The following is a 17,770-nucleotide window of genomic DNA, read 5'->3' on the forward strand; positions in this document are numbered from 1 at the left end:
AAAAAATCGGTACTGAAATGAGGATATCGAATTTATATCTTTTATATCAATGGCTTGTGTTCCTGTCTTTTTGGACAGGTTCGTTTGCCATTTTAGCGCCATTTTTTTTTATGACGCGGTGTTTGTGTGTAAAAAATTGGCAAAAATGTGTCCTGATTAAATTTTGATCGTCGCTGCGATGCGGAATCGGAGCAATTATCGCAGGGGTGAATAATTGCTCTGGTGACCGGCGCTGTTCTCAAGGATTTGAGAAAAAGAATGCCCCGGCATCGTATCTGGATGCCGGGGCATGATATGCGTTTTGCTGCGACGCGAAATCAGCTCTGCAGAATTTCCAGGTCGGCATACAGGTCCAGCGCTTCGGGATTGGCCAGTGCTTCCTGATTCTTTACCGCCCGTCCATGCACCACATCACGCACAGCCAATTCCGTGATTTTGCCCGATTTGGTACGCGGGATATCATCGACCGCAACAATCTTGGCCGGGACGTGGCGTGGCGTGCAGTTATTGCGGATCTGCTTGCGGATACGGTCTGCCAGCGCGTCATCAAGTGTGGTGCCCGGTGTCAGCACCACAAACAGCACCACACGAACGTCGTTGTCCCATTCCTGGCCGATAACGATGGATTCCTGGATTTCAGGCAGCATCTCGACCTGGCGGTAAATTTCCGCTGTACCGATGCGCACGCCACCTGGGTTCAGTGTGGCGTCGGAACGGCCATAAATCACCATGCCGCCATCATCATCAAGCTCTACATAATCGCCATGGCACCATGTGTTGGGGAAGCGATCAAAATAGGCATCGTGGTAGCGCTGCCCATCCGGGTCATTCCAGAAGCCAACCGGCATGGAGGGGAAGGGGGCAGTACAAACCAGCTCACCCTTCTGATTGCGCACCGGTTTTGCTTCATCGTCATACACATTGACTGCAACGCCAAGGGCGCGGGTCTGGATGACGCCGCGGCGTACCGGCAGGACCGGGCTTGCCAGTACAAAACAGCCGAGAATATCGGTGCCACCGGATATCGACGCCAGATGGATGTCTTCTTTGATATCACGATAGACATAATCAAAGCTTTCGGGCGCCAGGGGCGAGCCGGTCGATGTCATGGCGCGCACCGTTGACAAATCGTGGGTTTCGCGCGGTTTCAATTCGGCCTTGGCAAGGGCGTCGATATATTTTGCCGATGTGCCAAACAGGGTCATGCCTTCGGCATCGGCATAATCAAACAGGATATTGCCACTGGGATAGAAGGGGGATCCGTCATAAAGCAGCAGGGTTGCTTCAGCCGCCAGGCCGCCCATCAGCCAGTTCCACATCATCCAGCCGCAGGTGGTGAAATAAAATACCCGGTCACCCGGCGCGACGTCGCAATGCATCAAATGTTCGGAAACCTGCTTTAACAGCGTGCCGCCGGTGCCATGCACAATGCATTTCGGTTTGCCCGTGGTGCCCGATGAAAACATCACATAAAGGGGGTGGTTAAATTCCACCTGTTCGAATTCGATTTTTTCGGCGTCATAGCGACCGGTATAGTCGCCATACGAAACGGCGCCGCGAATGCCGGTGGTGTTTTCACCGTCAAAGGCATATTTGACGATCACAACGGTTTCAATGCTGGGGATGCGGTCAACGACATCCTTTACCTTTTCGCGAATATCGTGGCTTTTGCCATTATAATAGTAGCCATCAACCGTGATCATGACTTTGGGTTCGATCTGCCCAAAGCGGTCTTCAACGCCCTGTACGCCAAAATCGGGCGAGGCGGATGACCATGTGGCACCAATGGCGGCCGTACCGAGCATCGCAATTACGGTTTCAGGCATGTTGGGCATATAGCCGCACACGCGGTCGCCTTTGCCCACGCCCTGGGCGCGCAGGGCCTGTGAAAATTTTGATACGGCAATATTCAAATCGCACCAGGAAAGGCGGGTTTTAACCTTGTCTTCGCCCCAGAAAACCAGCGCATCACTGTGGTCATCGCGGCGCAGCAGGTTTTCGGCAAAGTTCAGCCGTGCTTCGGGGAAAAATTTGGCGCCAGGCATCTGGTGCGGGTTTTCCAGCACCGTGTCGCCCCATTTTTCGGCCTTCAACCCGGCATATTCGATGAATGCTGGCCAGAAGGTTTCCATATCGCTGACGGACCAGTCATACAGATCGACGAAATTTTCCAACTGCAGGTCGTTGCGGTTGTTAAGCCATTCACGAAAGCGCGTAACGTTGGCGTTTTTTATGCGTTCCGGGCTTGGTTGCCAAAGAATGTCCGTCATCGTCGATACCTCTGTTTCCTGCGTCAATGTTGTTATGAATTAAGGGGATGCCACGGTTTGTAACTGTTATCGGTAATTCGGTATCACCCTACCGCTTTTTACGTCGAAATATGCTGCGCGGCAAGAAAACTGGTGTTGCATTGCCGAAGATCGTTAATCGGGAAGTGGTTTATCCTGATGTGTTTTATTGGGTTTAAGAGATAACGCATTGAATTTTATTGGTTCACTGTGAAATGAATCATGCTTGCATATCTGCCAGCAGAATCTAGGCAGCCATTCGGGTTTCGCAACTTTATCCAGGGTCGATGCGACGCGTGGTCATGCGGGGTGCTGCCAGCGTGCGCGAAATTCGCATAAAAACTTTTGCGACGAATAGCTTGCACACCAAAGCAGGGGCAGTAAGCTGCTGGCAATATTTTTATTTCGGAGTTTCGGACATGCCGGGAAAGATTGATCCTTCCTTGCCTTTCAAGCCAGTCAATATCGCCGTGTTGACCGTGAGCGACACGCGCAGCTTTGCGACCGATACGTCGGGCGATATTCTGGTGCAGCGCGCCGAAAAGGCGGGGCATACGGTTATTGACCGTAAAATATTGCCTGACGAGTTTGACCAGCTGGTTGCCCAGTTAAAAGCCTGGTCGGAAGACCCCAGTGTTGATGCGATCATTTCAACCGGTGGAACGGGGGTTACGGGGCGCGATGTCACGACCGAGGCGCACCAGGCCGTTTATGAAAAGGAAATTCCCGGTTTTGGTGAGCTGTTTCGCTGGTTGTCCTACGCCAAAATTGGCACATCGACGATCCAGTCGCGCGCTGTGGCAGGGGTTGCGAACGGCACATATATGTTTGCGCTGCCAGGCTCAAACGGGGCATGCAAGGATGCGTGGGACGATATCCTTGTCTATCAGCTCGATTTCCGGCATCGCCCGTGCAATTTCGTCGAGCTGATGCCGCGCCTGTTGGAAAAGTAAACCGGACGCCCCTGTTTGATCTGCGCTTTATGGCCTGAAATGGCGGTAAACATGCTGTTGCAGGCAAACAGGGTAACGGTGTTATGGAAGATTGATGGATATAATCAGCGATCCGTTTTTTTATGTCGTGGCGATCCCGGCCGTATTGATTGCCGGGGTGTCAAAAAGCGGTTTTGGCGGCGGGCTTGGCGTTGTTTCCGTGCCGTTAATTGCGCTTGCAGTGTCGCCGCAAGTTGCGGCCGCCATTATGTTGCCGATCCTGTGTCTGATGGATTTGGCCAATGTCTGGGCGTATCGCAAAAATTGGGATCGTCGCAACATGATGATCCTGATCCCGGCTGCCCTGATTGGCATTCTCGTCGGTTCATTATCGTTTAACTATCTAAGCGAGGAAGCCGTTAAAATCCTGATCGCGCTTATTGCGATCGGCTTTACGCTTGATCGCTGGTTGCGACGTAAATCGGCGGGGGACCAACCCAAAAAAGCCAAATGGCTGCCTGGTACGTTTTGGGGGGCTATTTCGGGCTTTACCAGTTTCGTTGCCCATTCGGGTGGGCCGCCGATATCCGTGTTTTTGCTGCCGCAGCGGTTGGATAAAACGGTGTTTGTTGGCACAACCGTTATGTTCTTCATCGTTGTGAATTACGTAAAGCTTATTCCATACTGGCTGCTTGGCCAGTTTAACGGGGCGAACCTTGAAACAGCTGCTGTTTTGGCGCCGGTTGCAATTGCTGGCACCTGGCTGGGGCTTTGGGCGCATGACAAAATCAACGAGGTTCTGTTTTACCGCGTTTGTTATGTGCTGTTGCTGGTGACGGGACTGAAACTGTTGTGGGATGGACTATCGCATTTCGGAATGCTGTAGCGATCCAGGTCAATAGGCCGAGCAGTGATTGCCGCATGATACAGGTATGAAATACAGGGCAGGGCGCATCTTTGGGTGTGCCCTGTTTTTTTGTTTTGCGGCTTTATGTGATCAAAATTCAATAATCTGTCGGGCGGGCCTTCTAGGCTGGAGGATACCTCTTGGTGACAGCCGGATTGCAGCTTTTTGTGCAGGTGAAAATTGCGCAAAAGCATACTTATAGCGGTTGTATAGGGTGTTTTCGCATTTGATGCTAAAATTTTTAAAAAAATGGCATTTTCAACTGTTTTTTACCGATAAAAATCCAACGCGACTCTGATTCTGCGATGATTTCCCTGGCTTGAAGCAGGGTAACTTTGTCCTGCTTTGGGGCTGTATATTAATGCGTAAGTATATATAAATTAAGATGTAAGATTATATATTCCGGTAAATTGGTATTACGTAACTTCTGTCTTTTATTTGTGAATATTTGGCATAGGTGTTTGCGAAAACTGAAACAATAGCGCAAGTAATTGAAATAATTTGGAATTAATTTAACACATTGGTTGTGTGTTACAAAAATATTGCGTGTGCATCCTCGGCCAGCGGCGCAGCCTTTTCTTATCAGGAACTTTAAAAAACATGGGGGATAACATGCCTGAGAGAATCCTGAATGCTGCAACAAAAATGTCGGAACTAACGACAGCCAAGGTCAATGAAATTCAGAATGTCACCAAGGCTGCCAAAATCCTGGCACTGAACGCGCTTATTGAAGCATCCCGTGCGGGAGAGGCGGGACGGGGCTTTGCTGTTGTTGCCAACGAGGTTAACAGCATTTCCCAGCAGGTCACATCCATCGCCAATGAACTGCAAAACCTGTTTGCGACCGAAGCCCGCGATTTGCGTGCGACGGCACAAATGGTGCGCGGGGCGCGATTGTCCGATCTGGCGCTGTATGTGATCGAACTGATTGACCGTAACCTGTATGAACGTTCGTGTGACGTTCGCTGGTGGGCAACCGATAGCGCGGTTGTCGATGGCTGTGCAGACCCGGAAAATGACAAGGCGACAAACTGGGCATCAAAACGCCTTGGGGTTATTCTGGATTCCTATACGGTTTATCTTGATTTGTGGGTCGCGGATTGTAATGGCCGGGTTATTGCCAATGGCCGACCGGACCGTTACCGCGTCAAGGGGCTCGATGTCAGTAATGAACCCTGGTTCCGCCAGGCAATGGCCACCCGGGATGGCACCGAATATTCGGTCGCCGATATTGAACGAAACCAGCATCTGGGCGGGCGTTCAACAGCAACCTATGCCACGGCTGTTCGGGCCGAGGGTGAAGCGGACGGTGAAATCATCGGTGCGATGGGGATATTTTTTGATTGGGAAACCCAGGCAGATTCGGTTGTTAATTCCATCAGCTTTGCCGAGGAAGAGGCACCCAGAACCCGTGTGATGATTGTGGATCGAAATTATAATGTCATTGCTGCGTCCGATGGCATGTCCAGCCGCGGCGAACGTTTCGCCCTGCAGGTTAGCGAGAATGACAAGGATTCTTACCTGTTGGAAGATGGCAGCATTGTTGGCTTCGCCTTGACACCGGGCTACGAGACCTATGAAGGGCTGGGCTGGCGCGGGGTCATTGTGCAAAAGCCGCGCAATGATTTGCGAACGGCGCGCAGGCATGTTGCGCTGACAAAACCTGTTGAGCGGACACGGGAGTTGGAAGCCGTGGAAAGCTGATCAGCGCAAAGATTGAGTTTTTGATACTATAGTTCGTCAGCCAGGCGGGTACAGGAAGTACCTGCCTGCTGTCGTTTTTGCGTATGGTGTTTGTAAGCCGCCAGGCGGTCTGCTGTCAGGAAATGTCAGTAGTGGCGGCAAAACAGGATGGCTATTGGGTAGGGATAACGATAGGAACGGATAAAGAACATTGATTTGGGGACGACATCATGGCCGAGCTTTTGAAAGACCTGTTTTCACCGGCATTGATTGCCGATATGGCGGCCAATATTTTGCGGCATGATACGTCGTTTGACCATGATGCATTTATCCGGGATGCCAGCGACAATCTTGCTGCCCTGGAATTAAAACAGCGCAGCAATCAGATCCTCGATGCGCTTTCTACCCATCTGCCCGATGATTTTGCCCGTGCCGTTAGCATTATCAACCAGAGCCTGGCGCCAGCACCAAGCGGTGATTTTAACGACATTACCGACCCGCAACCGGCAATTTCCGGTCCAGGCATACGCGGCTGGGCAATTATGCCAATGGCGGATTACATCGCCCGGCATGGGCAGGATAATGTCGAATTATCAATGGGTAGTCTTTATCAGTTAACCCAACGCTTTAGTGCGGAATTTGCCATTCGCCCGTTTCTGGCGAACCATACTGCACAAACATTGGCGATTTTGGCGGGCTGGGTCGAGGATGCGAATACCCACGTTCGCAGACTGGTATCCGAAGGGACGCGCTCGCGATTGCCATGGGGGATGCGCCTGCCGGTTTTCATTGAGGACCCCAAACCTGTCATCGCACTTTTAACCCGTTTGCGTGATGACAGGGCGGAATATGTGCGCCGGTCGGTTGCCAATAACCTGAATGATATTTCAAAAGATCACCCTGATCTGGTCGCCGGGATCGCGGCGGACTGGTTGCGTGATGCCCCAAAACCCCGCCAGCGTATGATCAACCATGCCTGCCGCAGCCTGATCAAACAGGGGCATGAACCCACCCTGGCGGCACTTGGCTTTGGCCCGGTTAAAGTGGCGGTATCGGCATTGGATTTAAGCACTGATGCGATTGAACTGGGCAGCGAGATTGGTTTTTCGATTGCGATAAAAAACGAAGAACCGGCAATACGCGATATCGTGATTGATTATGCCATTCATCACCGCAAGGCGAATGGCAGTCTGGCAGCCAAGGTTTTCAAATGGAAGAAGCTGGTGCTTAAGCCCGGTGCAAGCATTTCTCTTGCCCGAACCCATCGGATTTATGAAATCACCACCCGCAAATATTACCCCGGCCAACATATTATTGATGTGCTGGTAAACGGGCAAAAAGTGGCAAGTGCGCCATTTGATTTGCGCATTCCCTGAAATGGGGGCAACCGTATCGCAAAGTTGGCTGGCCTGGTGATATGGTAAACGTAAATCGATGATAGCCCGTTGATAAGTCCGCGTATTAGCCCGGTTTCATATGGGGCAGGCTGGGCCGCTTTCTGTAAGCCAGATCAAAACGGTCGAAATATTTCACTGGCGTAATTTTGATAAAATTGCAACAATTCGACAACGTTTTGTTCTTTCTTGCTGTTTTGCAGGTCCCCCATGTCGCTGTTTATTGCCAAACTTGCCGTTTCCATCATTGTGGTTTTGGGGCTGTCAATGCTGGCCGAACGCGCCGGGCCGCGGGTGGCCGGGGTGCTATCAGGTTACCCGCTGGGAACGGCGATTTTGCTGTTTTTCATCGCGATCGAACAGGGCGTGCATTTTGCCCAGGAAAGTGCGGTTTATGCGTTGCCAGGGCTGATTGCGACACTGGCATTTTTATATGCCTACTACCTGGTATCGCGCGCGGTCACCCATATGTCGTTGTTGTGGCAGGTCCCTATATCCTCGCTGGCATCTTTTGCGGCGTTTGTGTTTGTGTCCTGGCTGGGCCAGCTTTTTACCTTCACCCTGTTTGAAGCGGCAGGGGCGCTATTGGTTGCGATGGTGGTTTCGATATTTCTGTTTCGGTCTATCGAAAATGTCAGCATTGCCCAGCGTATCCGCATTACGCACGGCATTGTTGCCATCCGGGCGGCGACGGCGGCACTTATTGTTGTGGCGATCAGTGGTGCAGCTGCCATTATTGGTCCGCGATGGTCGGGCCTGTTTGCCGGCTTTCCGGTAACGCTTTATCCCATGATCCTGATTTTACACGTGTCATACGGCATTGCGCCGGTTCATACCGTGATCCGCAATTTTCCCCGGGGAATGGGCGCCTTGCTGATTTATATCGTCATGGTCAGCTTTACCTATCCGCAATTTGGCATCGGGGTTGGAACGCTTCTCGCTTTTGCGGCAGCAACGATTTATCTTGTTGGATATTCCAGCGTCGTATGGTGGCGTAACCGTGGAATTGCACAGACAGGAGGCTGATTTCCGCTTGCGTGCATCCCGCTGATAACGCCAGCCAAAAGAACGCGTTTTCATGCGGGAGGAAATCGCCATATGCAGCAGGTTCAGTCGCTGGTGCGTGCCTTGGGCATTTTAAATACCCTTGCTGACAGTGATGATGGCATGACGCTGACGGAAATTTCGCAGCGTGTGAAATTGCCGCCATCGACGGTGCATCGTCTGCTTACCACCATGCAGCACGAACGCTATGTCACCTTTGATGGTGAACGCACCCTGTGGTCAATTGGCGTGCAAGCCTTTAGCGTTGGTAATGCCTTTACCAAAAACCGCAATCTAAGCCAGATCGCGCGGCCCTACATGCGGGCATTGATGGAAGAAAGCGGCGAGACCGTAAACCTTGCCGTGGCCGATGGTGGTGAAGTGATTTTCCTGTCTCAGGTGGAATGCCGCAAGATGATGCGGGCCCTTGTAACACCGGGTCGCCGGGCGTTGATGCATTGTTCGGGGGTGGGCAAGGCCCTGCTGGCCTTTTTACCGGCCAAGGACGTGGATGTTGTGATTGCCCAGCATGGTTTGCCACAGATGACGGAACGCACGCGCACCACCGCCGACAGCCTAAAAAATGACCTTGCCATTGCACGCAAGCAGGGATGGGTCCTGGATGATGAAGAACATGCTGTTGGCCTGCGCTGTGTTGCCGGTGTTGTCCGCGATGAAACGGGCGATCCGATTGCGGCATTGTCGCTTTCCGGCCCTGCGGCACGCATCCCCGAAGAACGCATTGCCGTTTTTGGCAATTTGATTCGCCGTGTTTGCGGCGATCTTAGCCGGGAATATGGTGGCATCCCGGTGTGATGCATGTTGCCGAACAAGCAAAACGGCCCGTCTGATCATGATGGGCCGTTTTGCTGAGCTGTCAGGTTATCCGAAAATCATTTGCCAGGGCAGGAAACGCCCGTACCGCCAAGGCCGCAATATCCATCCGGATTTTTGAACAGATATTGCTGATGGAAATCCTCGGCGTAATAGAAGGTCGGTGCGTCTTCGATTTCGGTGGTGATGTCGCTTAGACCGGCACCTTTCAGCGCACCAAGATAGTTTGCGCGTGACGCCAGTGCGGCATCCTTTTGCGTGCCATTGACGGGATAAATGACAGAGCGGTATTGCGTGCCAATGTCATTGCCCTGACGCATGCCCTGGGTCGGGTTGTGATTTTCCCAAAAGATTTTCAGAAGCTGGTCATAGGAAATGACAGATGGATCAAAAACCACCAGAACGACTTCGGCGTGTCCGGTCTGGCCGGAGCATACTTCGCGATAGGTCGGGTTTTGGGTGTAACCACCGGCATAGCCAACGGCCGTGCTGTAAACGCCATCCTGTTGCCAGAACAGGCGTTCAGCCCCCCAGAAACAGCCCATACCGAAAACAGCCGTTTCAAGGTGGTCGGGGAAGGGGCCGGTCAGGGGATTGCCGTTTACTGCGTGGAATTCGGGCACCGGCATGGCATCGGGGCGACCCGGCAATGCCTCGCTGCGGGACGGCATGCGTGATTTTTCGGGTGGAACGGAATTAAACATGGTCAACCTGCCAGATGAATGAAACGTGTTTCCCGCAATGTAGCCGGGATTTGATGCGGTGCAATCACCGATGCTTCAAATTGTCTTGATTGTTTCGTTTTTATCAATCGGCCACGGGCCGCATAATACCATTTGCAGGCCCTGTATTCTATCAAAACAGGGTACGGTATTGCGGCGTGTTTCCAAGCGGAAAGTCGGTTGAATGCGGTTCGTTCGGTCTTTCGGGCTGGTGGGTGGTGGTTTGGTGCTGCTGCTTGTGGGCCTGTCCTTTTTGCCTTTACCCCCACCATTTTTCGGTATGGTTCTAATTGCGATTGCCATACCCATGCTGGCAAGTGGTTCCAAACGTGCGCGTCGCATCATTCAGCATATCCGCTGGAAAATTTATCAGCGAAACGGATTTCTGGAAAAGGCGCTGTATCAGGCACCGCGCTGGATTGGTGTTTACCTGCGTAAAACCGATCCCGGCCCGGTCACAAGGCGCCTGCGTCAAAAGTCAGTACAGCCACGCTCGATCAGTTAAGCTGCTTTTTTCAGCAGGTCGTTGTTCATTCATCAAAATAAATAACGCCCCCGCCACGGTTAGCGACGGAGGCGTTATTTGAAACATCAGACCCGGCAGTTGTGCCGTGATCAGGGTTCGATATAGCGCACAATGCAATCCAGGCTGTTTTCTTTAAAGCCCTGGCAGACCTGTGCGGCAACGGCCTTATCGGCGAAATGACCGGTCATCAGGCGGAAATACAGACCCTTGCCCTTGATGGCCAAGGTGCGCACTTCATGATCGATTCCGTCAAGCAACCCGCCTGATTTCTTTTGAAGCTTCACCCAGCTTGCTTCGGCCATTTCCCGGCTGCGATACGCCGCAAGCTGCAGGGCATAATAGGGTTGGCCTGCTTTTGCTATGGCGTTACCCGTGGTTTTGACGGGGGCGACGGCTTCGGGCGCTGGTGGGCCCTGGCGTTCGGCTGTTGTGGTCATTTCCGGCTGGGCCGGTTTTAGCGGTTTATCGTCTGTTGCAGGTTTGGCGGGGGCCATATCCTGTGCCGTTGCCGTTGCCGTTGCCGTTTCAGCCTTGGCCGGTTTCATTGCTGCGGGTTTGGCTTCGTCCGCACCTGGCACCATGTCATCGGGGACCGGGGCAGGGGCTGGCATTGGCTCCGTCTCTGCCACGGTCGGGGCTGCGGGCATTGATTGCAAATTGCCATCTTCAGTGGGTGTGCTGTTGGGTTGCAGGCCTGCATTTCGCACACTGGCCGCCCCAACACCACCGGTCAGTTCCAGTATTTCAGCTGCCGGTGATTTTTTCGGCGGCTGGCTGGTGGTGATGTCGCTAATGCCAACTGCCTTTTCGCTGGTAATGCTGACAGGTTCCTTTGGCGGCGTTACGCGGGCAAGCGTTTCGGTATTCGGGCTTACCTCGATCGCAAAGGGCGGGGCCGGAGGATTGTCATCCTCGGGCATCACATCCACCGGCCCGGCCGTCAGGTAAAAGTCGGTATTGCGTTTGACCTTGGGCGGGTTTGGCATGGTTGGCCCGGGGGCGACCTTTGCCATTTCGACCTTTTCATCAATCTCGTCAGATTTCGCCAGTTCCGGGTTGGATACATCCATTGCGGCCAGACGTTGTTGGGCAAGGCGGACAATCTTGCTTGAGAGGTTCACGCCATTGCCACATGGCATGGTAAAGGTGCTGTTGGGGTTGGCTGCTGTCAGCCAAAGATAAAGCTTGCGGGCTTCGGCATGATAGCCGCCCAGTTCAAGTTCAATGGCCTGTTTCAGGTCATCTTCAGGGCTGGAGCTGATTGCGACGTCTTTGGTGCTTGTTGCAGTCGGTGCTGCGCGCGCAGAAGACAGGTAAATCCCGCGCGCAGCCGAATTTTCCAGAAACAGCGAGCATGCGGCCATTTGCTGGGCAATGCTGAAATCATCAAAGGTGGTCGGCTGGGTTTCGATACCGGCCATCACATCTGGCCGTTCGTTCATGGTTTTCTGGTTGTCTGTCGCGCAACCCGCAAGCAGAAGGCTTGCCGGCACCGTGGCCATAAGCAGGCGCTGTGCCTGGCGAAATTTGAGATTCCTGATTGGAAAGCTGATTTTCGCCATCGTTCCCCACATTCCCCGGCTGTGTATGCAATCGTTTTATTGCACTTATCATGTCTTAGGACGGGGAACTGTCAAGGCGCAGTTTTGCTATTTTCGTACGCAGGGTGACTAGCGGTTGATAAGCTGAAAAGCGATACCGCCCAGCAAAATCAAAACGGTAAGCGCCAGCGCGATATTGATGACCGATTTTGTCGCGCGCGAGACAATTTCCGGTGGAATGACCATCGGGCCATTTCCGTGGCGGGCAGGGCCGCTTGTCGCGCTTGCCAGATTGTCCCGGTTCAGAATTTTGACGACCTGCTTTTTTTCTTTACGGGTGGCATCGTCATATTTGTTTTCCACTACGCGGGCTTCGACATTGTTGGTATTGTCGAGTGCCTTCTTCGCACTTTCCATTGCGGCCGCATATTCGGATGCTGTTTCCAGTTCCATCTGGGCGCCGGTTGTGCGGGTTACCATCACGGTATATGTTTTGCGTAGCAGATTGCCTGACATTGAGACTCACTAAAAGCAATGGGTACGGGTTTCAGGATGCCCTAGTCTTCCGAGAATGTATATCTATACGTACGGCTATTTTGTTGCGTTGCGGCAAGAAAATAACTGCTGTATCGATGCATTGCAAAAGCCTGGGCACGTTGCCGGATTGGCGCTGTTTTCCTTAAAGTTTGGTTCGGATTTGCTCTCTATATTGTTAGGCGATGCCTCGAAACAAGATGAGACGGGCGAGAAAATCGAACTGTGAATTTTATGTGTTAGCGATCCTGGCGCCGGGCCGTAACGAGCACGATTCCCCAGGCAGCAAAAACCCTTCACCGATCAGACCGGGAAGGGCTTTTGGATGATGGGTGTTGTCGGGGGCCGGTGTTACCAGCTTGAAGATTTGCCATCCAGCGCGTTGCTAAGGTCTTTATATTGTTCGCAGTCCGTACCGCAAACTTCTTTCAGACGGGCAAGGTTTTCCTTTGCCATGTCAACGCGGCCAGTCTGGATATAAAGTTCGCCCTGGTATTCAAGCGCCCCGCGATGGTCCGGGTTGATTTCAAGGGCTTTTTCATAGTTGGCTTCTGCTGATTTCATATCGCCCGATTTACGCTGGCTATAGGCAAGATAATTCAGCACGTCGGCATTTTCCGGATCGGCTTTGTTCATTTTTTTCAGGCTGTCGATCGCATCTGAATATTTGCCAGCATCAATCATTTTAACGACTTTTGGCAGGTCCGTCGGGGTGTCGTCACTGGAGCTGCTGAAAAAGCCAGCAGCAAAGCCGCTAGAGCTATAAAGGCAAACCGCACCGGCGACGGTTGCGATGCGGGCAAACTGGACAAATGTTTGTTTGTTCATCTGAAGCTCGTGCTTTCCATGGGGTAGGGCGTTAGGGCGGGGGCAATGCCGTGTTTGTGCATTACGCGCCTATTATATCCATACTACGCAAACCAGTATCTCACAGGTCAGCCGGTTCTTGTAACTAATGTGTGACCAGCCTGTGAAAAGGCATGAAAAAGGCCCGCAAGCATGTGCCTGCGGGCCCTGGTATCGTTTGTTCGAACGGTCAGAAACCTTAGAAATCGGCTTCGATCACGCGGTCCTGAATTTCACGAACCATATCTTCTGCCAGATCGGCGATCGCCACGGTTTTCTGATGTTTGAAGCCAAGGCGACGAACCGAAGCGGTTTTTTCTTCCGCTTCGCGTTTACCCAGCGCCAGGATCAGCGGGATCTTGGCATGGCTGTGTTCACGCACCTTGTAGCTGATCTTTTCATTGCGCAGATCAAGCTCGACATTCAGGCCCTTGGCCGCCAGTGCTTCTTTCACTTCACGGGCGTAATCGTCTGCCTCGTTGGTGATGGTGCAAATGACGGCGTGAACCGGCGACAGCCAAAGCGGCAGGCGGCCCGCATAGTTTTCGATCAGAATGCCGATAAAGCGTTCGAGTGAACCCAAAATGGCGCGGTGAAGCATGACAGGGCGGTATTTTTCGCCGTCTTCACCCATATAGGTCGCATCAAGACGTTCGGGCAGCACAAAGTCCGCCTGAAGCGTGCCACACTGCCAGTCACGGCCGATGGCATCACGCAGAACGAATTCAAGCTTCGGACCGTAAAACGCCCCTTCACCCGGATTGATTTCCAGTTTCAGGCCAGCAGCTTCGGATGCTTCACGCAGTGCGCTTTCGGCTTTGTCCCAGATTTCGTCAGAACCGGCACGGACTTCCGGGCGGTCAGAGAATTTGACGACGATATCGGTAAAGCCGAAATCCTTGTAAACCGATTTCAGAAGGTCACAGAAAATCTTGGTTTCGGAAACGATCTGGTCTTCGGTACAGAAAATATGCGCGTCATCCTGAATGAACTGGCGCACACGCATGATACCGTGCAAACCGCCAGACGGTTCATTACGGTGGCAGCAGCCAAATTCGGCCATACGCAGCGGCAGGTCACGATAGGACTTGCTGCCCATACGGAAAATCTGCACGTGGCACGGGCAGTTCATCGGCTTAAGGGCAAGAACCTTTTCATCCGTATCCGGGGCAGTCGTGAACATGTTTTCACGGAACTTTTCCCAGTGACCGGATTTTTCCCAAAGAACGCGGTCCACCAGCTGCGGCGTGCGAACTTCCTGATAGCCGGCATTGCCAAGGCGATCACGGATATAGTTTTCAACCTTGCGATACAGCTTCCAGCCTTTGTCATGCCAGAAAACCGACCCCTGGGCTTCTTCCTGCATGTGGAACAGGTCCATTTCGCGGCCAAGGCGGCGATGGTCGCGTTTTTCGGCTTCTTCAAGCATATGAAGATAGGCATCAAGCTGTTCCTGCGTTTCCCAGCAGGTGCCGTAAATACGCTGCAGCATTTCGTTATCGGAATTACCGCGCCAATAGGCACCGGCAACCTTCATAAGTTTGAAGGCCTTGCCAATTTTACCCGTGGAGGGCGCATGCGGCCCGCGGCAAAGGTCGATAAAGTTGCCCTGGCGATAGCAGGTGATCGTTTCCGTTTCCGGAAGGTCACGAATGATCTCGGCTTTGTAGTCTTCGCCCTTATCAAGGAAGAACTTGATCGCTTCGTTACGATCCCAGACTTCACGTTCGATCTTTTCATTACGATCAACGATTTCTTTCATCCGCTTTTCGATCTTGACCAGATCGTCGGGCGTGAAAGGCGTTTTACGGGCAAAATCGTAATAAAAGCCGTTTTCGATGGACGGGCCGATCGTGACCTGCGTGTCAGGATACAGTTCCTGCACGGCTTCGGCCATGACATGCGCGCAATCGTGGCGGATCAGCGGCAATACTTCTTCATGCCCTTTGGTTACGATCTCGATGGTTGCATCAGTATCGATCTCGCGGCCAAGATCGCGGACTTCACCGTTAACGATAATGGCAAAGGATTTCTTTGCCAGTGAACTGCTGATGCTTTTGGCAACATCGAAACCCGAAACAGGACCGTCAAATTCACGTACGGCGCCGTCCGGAAGCGTAAGGGCAATCATGTTCTGCTCAACTCTGCTTTTTCATGCGGGCGAAATAATCAAGGCGCACACCTTATACCCGTTGTTATAACGGGAAGTCTGCACAAGAAAACGAATTTTGGGATGGGGTCAAGTTCGCTCTTTTAAAAAAGCGACTTCAAAGGCAGCAAAAAACGCTGCACTGCCATTCTGGCGTGCAGTAAATTCTGTCTTCATCAATTTTTTGTCGGCTGCGCCGTTCATTGATGCTTTCCCGTTTGTTGCTGCTCAAATATAACAGGCTATTGCCGGCGGGCAAGCCGGAACTGGCTGATATCGGCCCAATTATCTGAATAATAATCATCAGGCGCCACCACGCCCATCAGGAAATCGTCACCATGCCCAGCCCCGAAGTCAGACGTAACGTTATTGTTCTCAGTCTGTGTGTTGCCCTTTCGGCAAGTGCGATGTCACTTCTTTTTACTGTGGCCGCTGTTATTGGCTATTCACTGGCCCCCGATAAATCCCTGTCGACACTGCCGGTATCGGCAACCATGATTGCAATGCTGGTTACAACCGCACCCGCAGCCTTCATGATGAAACGTTACGGGCGGCGCATTGGCTTTGCTGTTGGCTGTTTCATTGGCATGTGTGGTGCCATTTCGGGCATGGGTGCCGTTTACTGGGGTAATTTCTGGCTGATGTGCGCGGCTGGCGCCTTTATCGGCTCGGCCAATGCCATTGCCATGCAATACCGCTTTGCCGCAGCCGAGGCAGCCCCGGCCGAATTTCGATCCCGCGCCATTTCATTTACCATGCTGGGCGGGGTGCTGGCGGCGTTTATCGGGCCGAACCTGGCAAGCTTTGCGCGCAACTGGTTTGATACAGTGCCGTTTCTTGGCACATTTTGTGCGCTGTTTGGCCTGCAATTGTTGCTTTTGCTGGCGATTTCGCAATTGCGCTTGCCCGAAACCCACAAAAAGGTCCATGACGAACCCGCCCGTCCGTTAGGCGAGATATTCCGGGTGCCAGGCGTGCTGGTTGCCATTGTGGGGGCCGCCCTTGGTTACGCCGTCATGAGCTTTGTAATGACAGCAACGCCGCTTGCCATTCTTGATTGCAATTATGCCTTTGGTGATGCTGCTTTTATTATTCAGTGGCATGTGGTCGGGATGTATGCGCCGGGCTTTTTTACCGGCAGTTTGATCCGCCGGTTTGGTTCGCTTGCCATTATCCAGATCGGGGCGGTGATTACGCTGGGCTGTCTGTTGTTCGGGCTGGCCGGCGTTGACCTGCTGGCGAATTTCTGGCCCGCCCTGGTGTTGCTGGGCATTGGCTGGAATTTCATGTTTGTGGGCGCGACCACGCTTTTGACGGAAAATTATCGCCCGGCAGAACAGGCACGTATCCAGGCGATTAACGAATTTGCCGTGTTTGGCACCGTTGCTGTTGCATCCCTTTCTGCCGGGTCGATTTATGCCGGGGCAGGATGGTCGGTTCTGCTGATGTCGGCTGGGTTGCCGGTCGGGCTGGTGATGCTGATTGTAGCGATTTATGCGGTTTATAAACGGAACCTTGCACGCAAAACCATCTGATCATTCTTGTACCGTTTTGATGCGTTTTAAAACGCTTAATGCTTGCCCGACAGAATTTCGAGCGCATGGGAGCGAAATTCACGGTTATAGAGCACCACAATCACCCAGCTTGCACCGAGCATGAAGGCATAGGGGTGATAAAACCAGGCCAGGGCGGACAGGGCAAAGAAATAGGCGCGAATGCCGCGATTGAAATTATGGGCGGACATCATGCTCATGCGGGCAGCCTGGGCCGCAATGTTCGCGCCTTTTTCGTGGTTGGCTTCCGGGGCGGCGCCAATCAGGATTGAACAGTAATTTGACAGCCGGAATGCCCAGGTGAATTTGAAAAAGGCATAAACAAAGATCAGCATCAAAAACACGACCTTGCAATTCCAAAGCAAAGGTGTGGATGCTGCCGCATAGGGCAGGGCGGAAATCAGTTCCAATCCTTCCTTGCTGTAGCCCAGCAGCGCACCAAGGCCGACCAGCACCAGGATGGTTGTTGATGAAAAGAAGCTGATAGCCGTGATCAGGTTGCCAGCGATGGATGTGTCAATCATCCGCAGATTGCGCTTGAGCATCTGTTCCATCCAGCGATGGCGATTGCGTGCCATAAGGGCGGAAATGCTTTTGCGACGGCGCGCGCTGCTATCGGCGTAAAATGTATAGCCTGCCCACCAGCACAGCGCCCAGGCAAGTGCGAGCGCATCATGCAATGTTGTTGTTACCATTTATGTTTTTCTTCCCCTTCTTATGGTGGGGGATCATATCATTGAATGGGGCGGTTGGCTTTGGTGTTTATCCTCGCAGATTGTGGGTATGCGGTTTATATTGGCCCGCGTGATGGCAGATG

At 52.6% G+C, this 17,770-nt stretch carries 16 protein-coding genes; 9 read left to right on the forward strand and 7 right to left on the reverse strand.

Translation table 11 applies throughout. The annotated features are described in order from the left end of the window. Positions 1–317 precede the first annotated feature (317 nt). Positions 318–2,270, reverse strand: a complete 1,953-nt coding sequence (locus CSC3H3_RS08885; RefSeq protein WP_101284609.1) for an acetoacetate--CoA ligase — start codon at positions 2,268–2,270, stop codon at positions 318–320. A 437-nt stretch (positions 2,271–2,707) separates the two neighbouring features. On the opposite strand from CSC3H3_RS08885, the gene moaB reads away from it, so the two are divergent. The 6 genes from moaB to CSC3H3_RS08915 all read left to right on the forward strand — a co-directional run bounded on the left by moaB (position 2,708) and on the right by CSC3H3_RS08915 (position 9,064). Continuing rightward, on the forward strand, positions 2,708–3,241 hold the full coding sequence (gene moaB, locus CSC3H3_RS08890; RefSeq protein WP_101286169.1) for a molybdenum cofactor biosynthesis protein B: 534 nt from the start codon (positions 2,708–2,710) through the stop codon (positions 3,239–3,241). A 94-nt stretch (positions 3,242–3,335) separates the two neighbouring features. Then, complete coding sequence (locus CSC3H3_RS08895; protein WP_101265915.1) at positions 3,336–4,106, forward strand: sulfite exporter TauE/SafE family protein; 771 nt, start codon at positions 3,336–3,338, stop codon at positions 4,104–4,106. Between the two features lie 633 nt (positions 4,107–4,739). Beyond that, positions 4,740–5,831 carry a methyl-accepting chemotaxis protein gene (locus tag CSC3H3_RS08900; protein ID WP_101286170.1) on the forward strand — a complete coding sequence of 364 codons (1,092 nt, stop codon included), beginning with the start codon at positions 4,740–4,742 and terminating at the stop codon, positions 5,829–5,831. Between the two features lie 209 nt (positions 5,832–6,040). Next, the gene (locus tag CSC3H3_RS08905; RefSeq protein WP_101284610.1) at positions 6,041–7,186 is read left to right on the forward strand and encodes a DNA alkylation repair protein; all 1,146 of its coding nucleotides are present in this window, start codon (positions 6,041–6,043) and stop codon (positions 7,184–7,186) included. A gap of 228 nt (positions 7,187–7,414) precedes the next feature. Further along, a complete protein-coding gene (locus CSC3H3_RS08910) occupies positions 7,415–8,230 on the forward strand; it encodes a hypothetical protein (RefSeq protein WP_101265911.1) in 816 nt (271 codons plus the stop codon). A 72-nt stretch (positions 8,231–8,302) separates the two neighbouring features. Further along, positions 8,303–9,064, forward strand: a complete 762-nt coding sequence (locus CSC3H3_RS08915; RefSeq protein WP_101284611.1) for an IclR family transcriptional regulator — start codon at positions 8,303–8,305, stop codon at positions 9,062–9,064. A 77-nt stretch (positions 9,065–9,141) separates the two neighbouring features. Here CSC3H3_RS08915 and msrA read toward each other — a convergent pair whose 3' ends face one another. After that, positions 9,142–9,786: a peptide-methionine (S)-S-oxide reductase MsrA gene (msrA, locus tag CSC3H3_RS08920; protein WP_101284612.1), complete on the reverse strand. Its 645-nt coding sequence runs from the start codon at positions 9,784–9,786 to the stop codon at positions 9,142–9,144. 202 nt (positions 9,787–9,988) lie between these two features. Between msrA and CSC3H3_RS08925 the strand changes: the two genes are divergently transcribed. Further along, on the forward strand, positions 9,989–10,309 hold the full coding sequence (locus tag CSC3H3_RS08925) for a hypothetical protein (protein WP_101265906.1): 321 nt from the start codon (positions 9,989–9,991) through the stop codon (positions 10,307–10,309). A gap of 110 nt (positions 10,310–10,419) precedes the next feature. Here CSC3H3_RS08925 and CSC3H3_RS08930 read toward each other — a convergent pair whose 3' ends face one another. Together CSC3H3_RS08930 and CSC3H3_RS08935 are read right to left on the reverse strand one after the other, a co-directional pair. After that, positions 10,420–11,772, reverse strand: a complete 1,353-nt coding sequence (locus CSC3H3_RS08930; protein ID WP_157831869.1) for an SPOR domain-containing protein — start codon at positions 11,770–11,772, stop codon at positions 10,420–10,422. Between the two features lie 228 nt (positions 11,773–12,000). After that, positions 12,001–12,387 carry a hypothetical protein gene (locus tag CSC3H3_RS08935; protein ID WP_101265902.1) on the reverse strand — a complete coding sequence of 129 codons (387 nt, stop codon included), beginning with the start codon at positions 12,385–12,387 and terminating at the stop codon, positions 12,001–12,003. 55 nt (positions 12,388–12,442) lie between these two features. Between CSC3H3_RS08935 and CSC3H3_RS24775 the strand changes: the two genes are divergently transcribed. Then, positions 12,443–12,634 carry a hypothetical protein gene (locus tag CSC3H3_RS24775; RefSeq protein WP_101284614.1) on the forward strand — a complete coding sequence of 64 codons (192 nt, stop codon included), beginning with the start codon at positions 12,443–12,445 and terminating at the stop codon, positions 12,632–12,634. Positions 12,635–12,756: 122 nt separating this feature from the next. Here the strand turns inward: CSC3H3_RS24775 and CSC3H3_RS08945 are convergent, their stop codons facing one another. Continuing rightward, the gene (locus CSC3H3_RS08945; protein ID WP_101265898.1) at positions 12,757–13,233 is read right to left on the reverse strand and encodes a tetratricopeptide repeat protein; all 477 of its coding nucleotides are present in this window, start codon (positions 13,231–13,233) and stop codon (positions 12,757–12,759) included. Positions 13,234–13,450: 217 nt separating this feature from the next. After that, complete coding sequence (gene thrS, locus CSC3H3_RS08950; RefSeq protein ID WP_101265896.1) at positions 13,451–15,382, reverse strand: threonine--tRNA ligase; 1,932 nt, start codon at positions 15,380–15,382, stop codon at positions 13,451–13,453. Between the two features lie 356 nt (positions 15,383–15,738). Between thrS and CSC3H3_RS08955 the strand changes: the two genes are divergently transcribed. After that, positions 15,739–16,935: an MFS transporter gene (locus CSC3H3_RS08955; protein ID WP_101284615.1), complete on the forward strand. Its 1,197-nt coding sequence runs from the start codon at positions 15,739–15,741 to the stop codon at positions 16,933–16,935. 35 nt (positions 16,936–16,970) lie between these two features. Here the strand turns inward: CSC3H3_RS08955 and CSC3H3_RS08960 are convergent, their stop codons facing one another. After that, positions 16,971–17,648, reverse strand: a complete 678-nt coding sequence (locus tag CSC3H3_RS08960) for a DUF599 domain-containing protein (RefSeq protein ID WP_101265891.1) — start codon at positions 17,646–17,648, stop codon at positions 16,971–16,973. Positions 17,649–17,770 lie beyond the last annotated feature (122 nt).

Origin of the sequence: Thalassospira marina (assembly GCF_002844375.1) — a bacterium.
Lineage (GTDB): Bacteria > Pseudomonadota > Alphaproteobacteria > Rhodospirillales > Thalassospiraceae > Thalassospira > Thalassospira marina.

Coding starts and splice junctions, on each gene's coding strand:
- msrA (WP_101284612.1), bottom strand. CDS start 9,786: ATGTTTAATTCCGTTCCACCCGAAAAATCACGCATGCCGTCCCGCAGC.
- CSC3H3_RS08895 (WP_101265915.1), top strand. CDS start 3,336: ATGGATATAATCAGCGATCCGTTTTTTTATGTCGTGGCGATCCCGGCC.
- CSC3H3_RS08960 (WP_101265891.1), bottom strand. CDS start 17,648: ATGGTAACAACAACATTGCATGATGCGCTCGCACTTGCCTGGGCGCTG.
- CSC3H3_RS08955 (WP_101284615.1), top strand. CDS start 15,739: ATGCCCAGCCCCGAAGTCAGACGTAACGTTATTGTTCTCAGTCTGTGT.
- CSC3H3_RS08905 (WP_101284610.1), top strand. CDS start 6,041: ATGGCCGAGCTTTTGAAAGACCTGTTTTCACCGGCATTGATTGCCGAT.
- CSC3H3_RS08885 (WP_101284609.1), bottom strand. CDS start 2,270: ATGACGGACATTCTTTGGCAACCAAGCCCGGAACGCATAAAAAACGCC.
- thrS (WP_101265896.1), bottom strand. CDS start 15,382: ATGATTGCCCTTACGCTTCCGGACGGCGCCGTACGTGAATTTGACGGT.
- CSC3H3_RS24775 (WP_101284614.1), top strand. CDS start 12,443: ATGTATATCTATACGTACGGCTATTTTGTTGCGTTGCGGCAAGAAAAT.
- CSC3H3_RS08915 (WP_101284611.1), top strand. CDS start 8,303: ATGCAGCAGGTTCAGTCGCTGGTGCGTGCCTTGGGCATTTTAAATACC.
- moaB (WP_101286169.1), top strand. CDS start 2,708: ATGCCGGGAAAGATTGATCCTTCCTTGCCTTTCAAGCCAGTCAATATC.
- CSC3H3_RS08910 (WP_101265911.1), top strand. CDS start 7,415: ATGTCGCTGTTTATTGCCAAACTTGCCGTTTCCATCATTGTGGTTTTG.
- CSC3H3_RS08930 (WP_157831869.1), bottom strand. CDS start 11,772: ATGAACGAACGGCCAGATGTGATGGCCGGTATCGAAACCCAGCCGACC.
- CSC3H3_RS08935 (WP_101265902.1), bottom strand. CDS start 12,387: ATGTCAGGCAATCTGCTACGCAAAACATATACCGTGATGGTAACCCGC.
- CSC3H3_RS08925 (WP_101265906.1), top strand. CDS start 9,989: ATGCGGTTCGTTCGGTCTTTCGGGCTGGTGGGTGGTGGTTTGGTGCTG.
- CSC3H3_RS08945 (WP_101265898.1), bottom strand. CDS start 13,233: ATGAACAAACAAACATTTGTCCAGTTTGCCCGCATCGCAACCGTCGCC.
- CSC3H3_RS08900 (WP_101286170.1), top strand. CDS start 4,740: ATGCCTGAGAGAATCCTGAATGCTGCAACAAAAATGTCGGAACTAACG.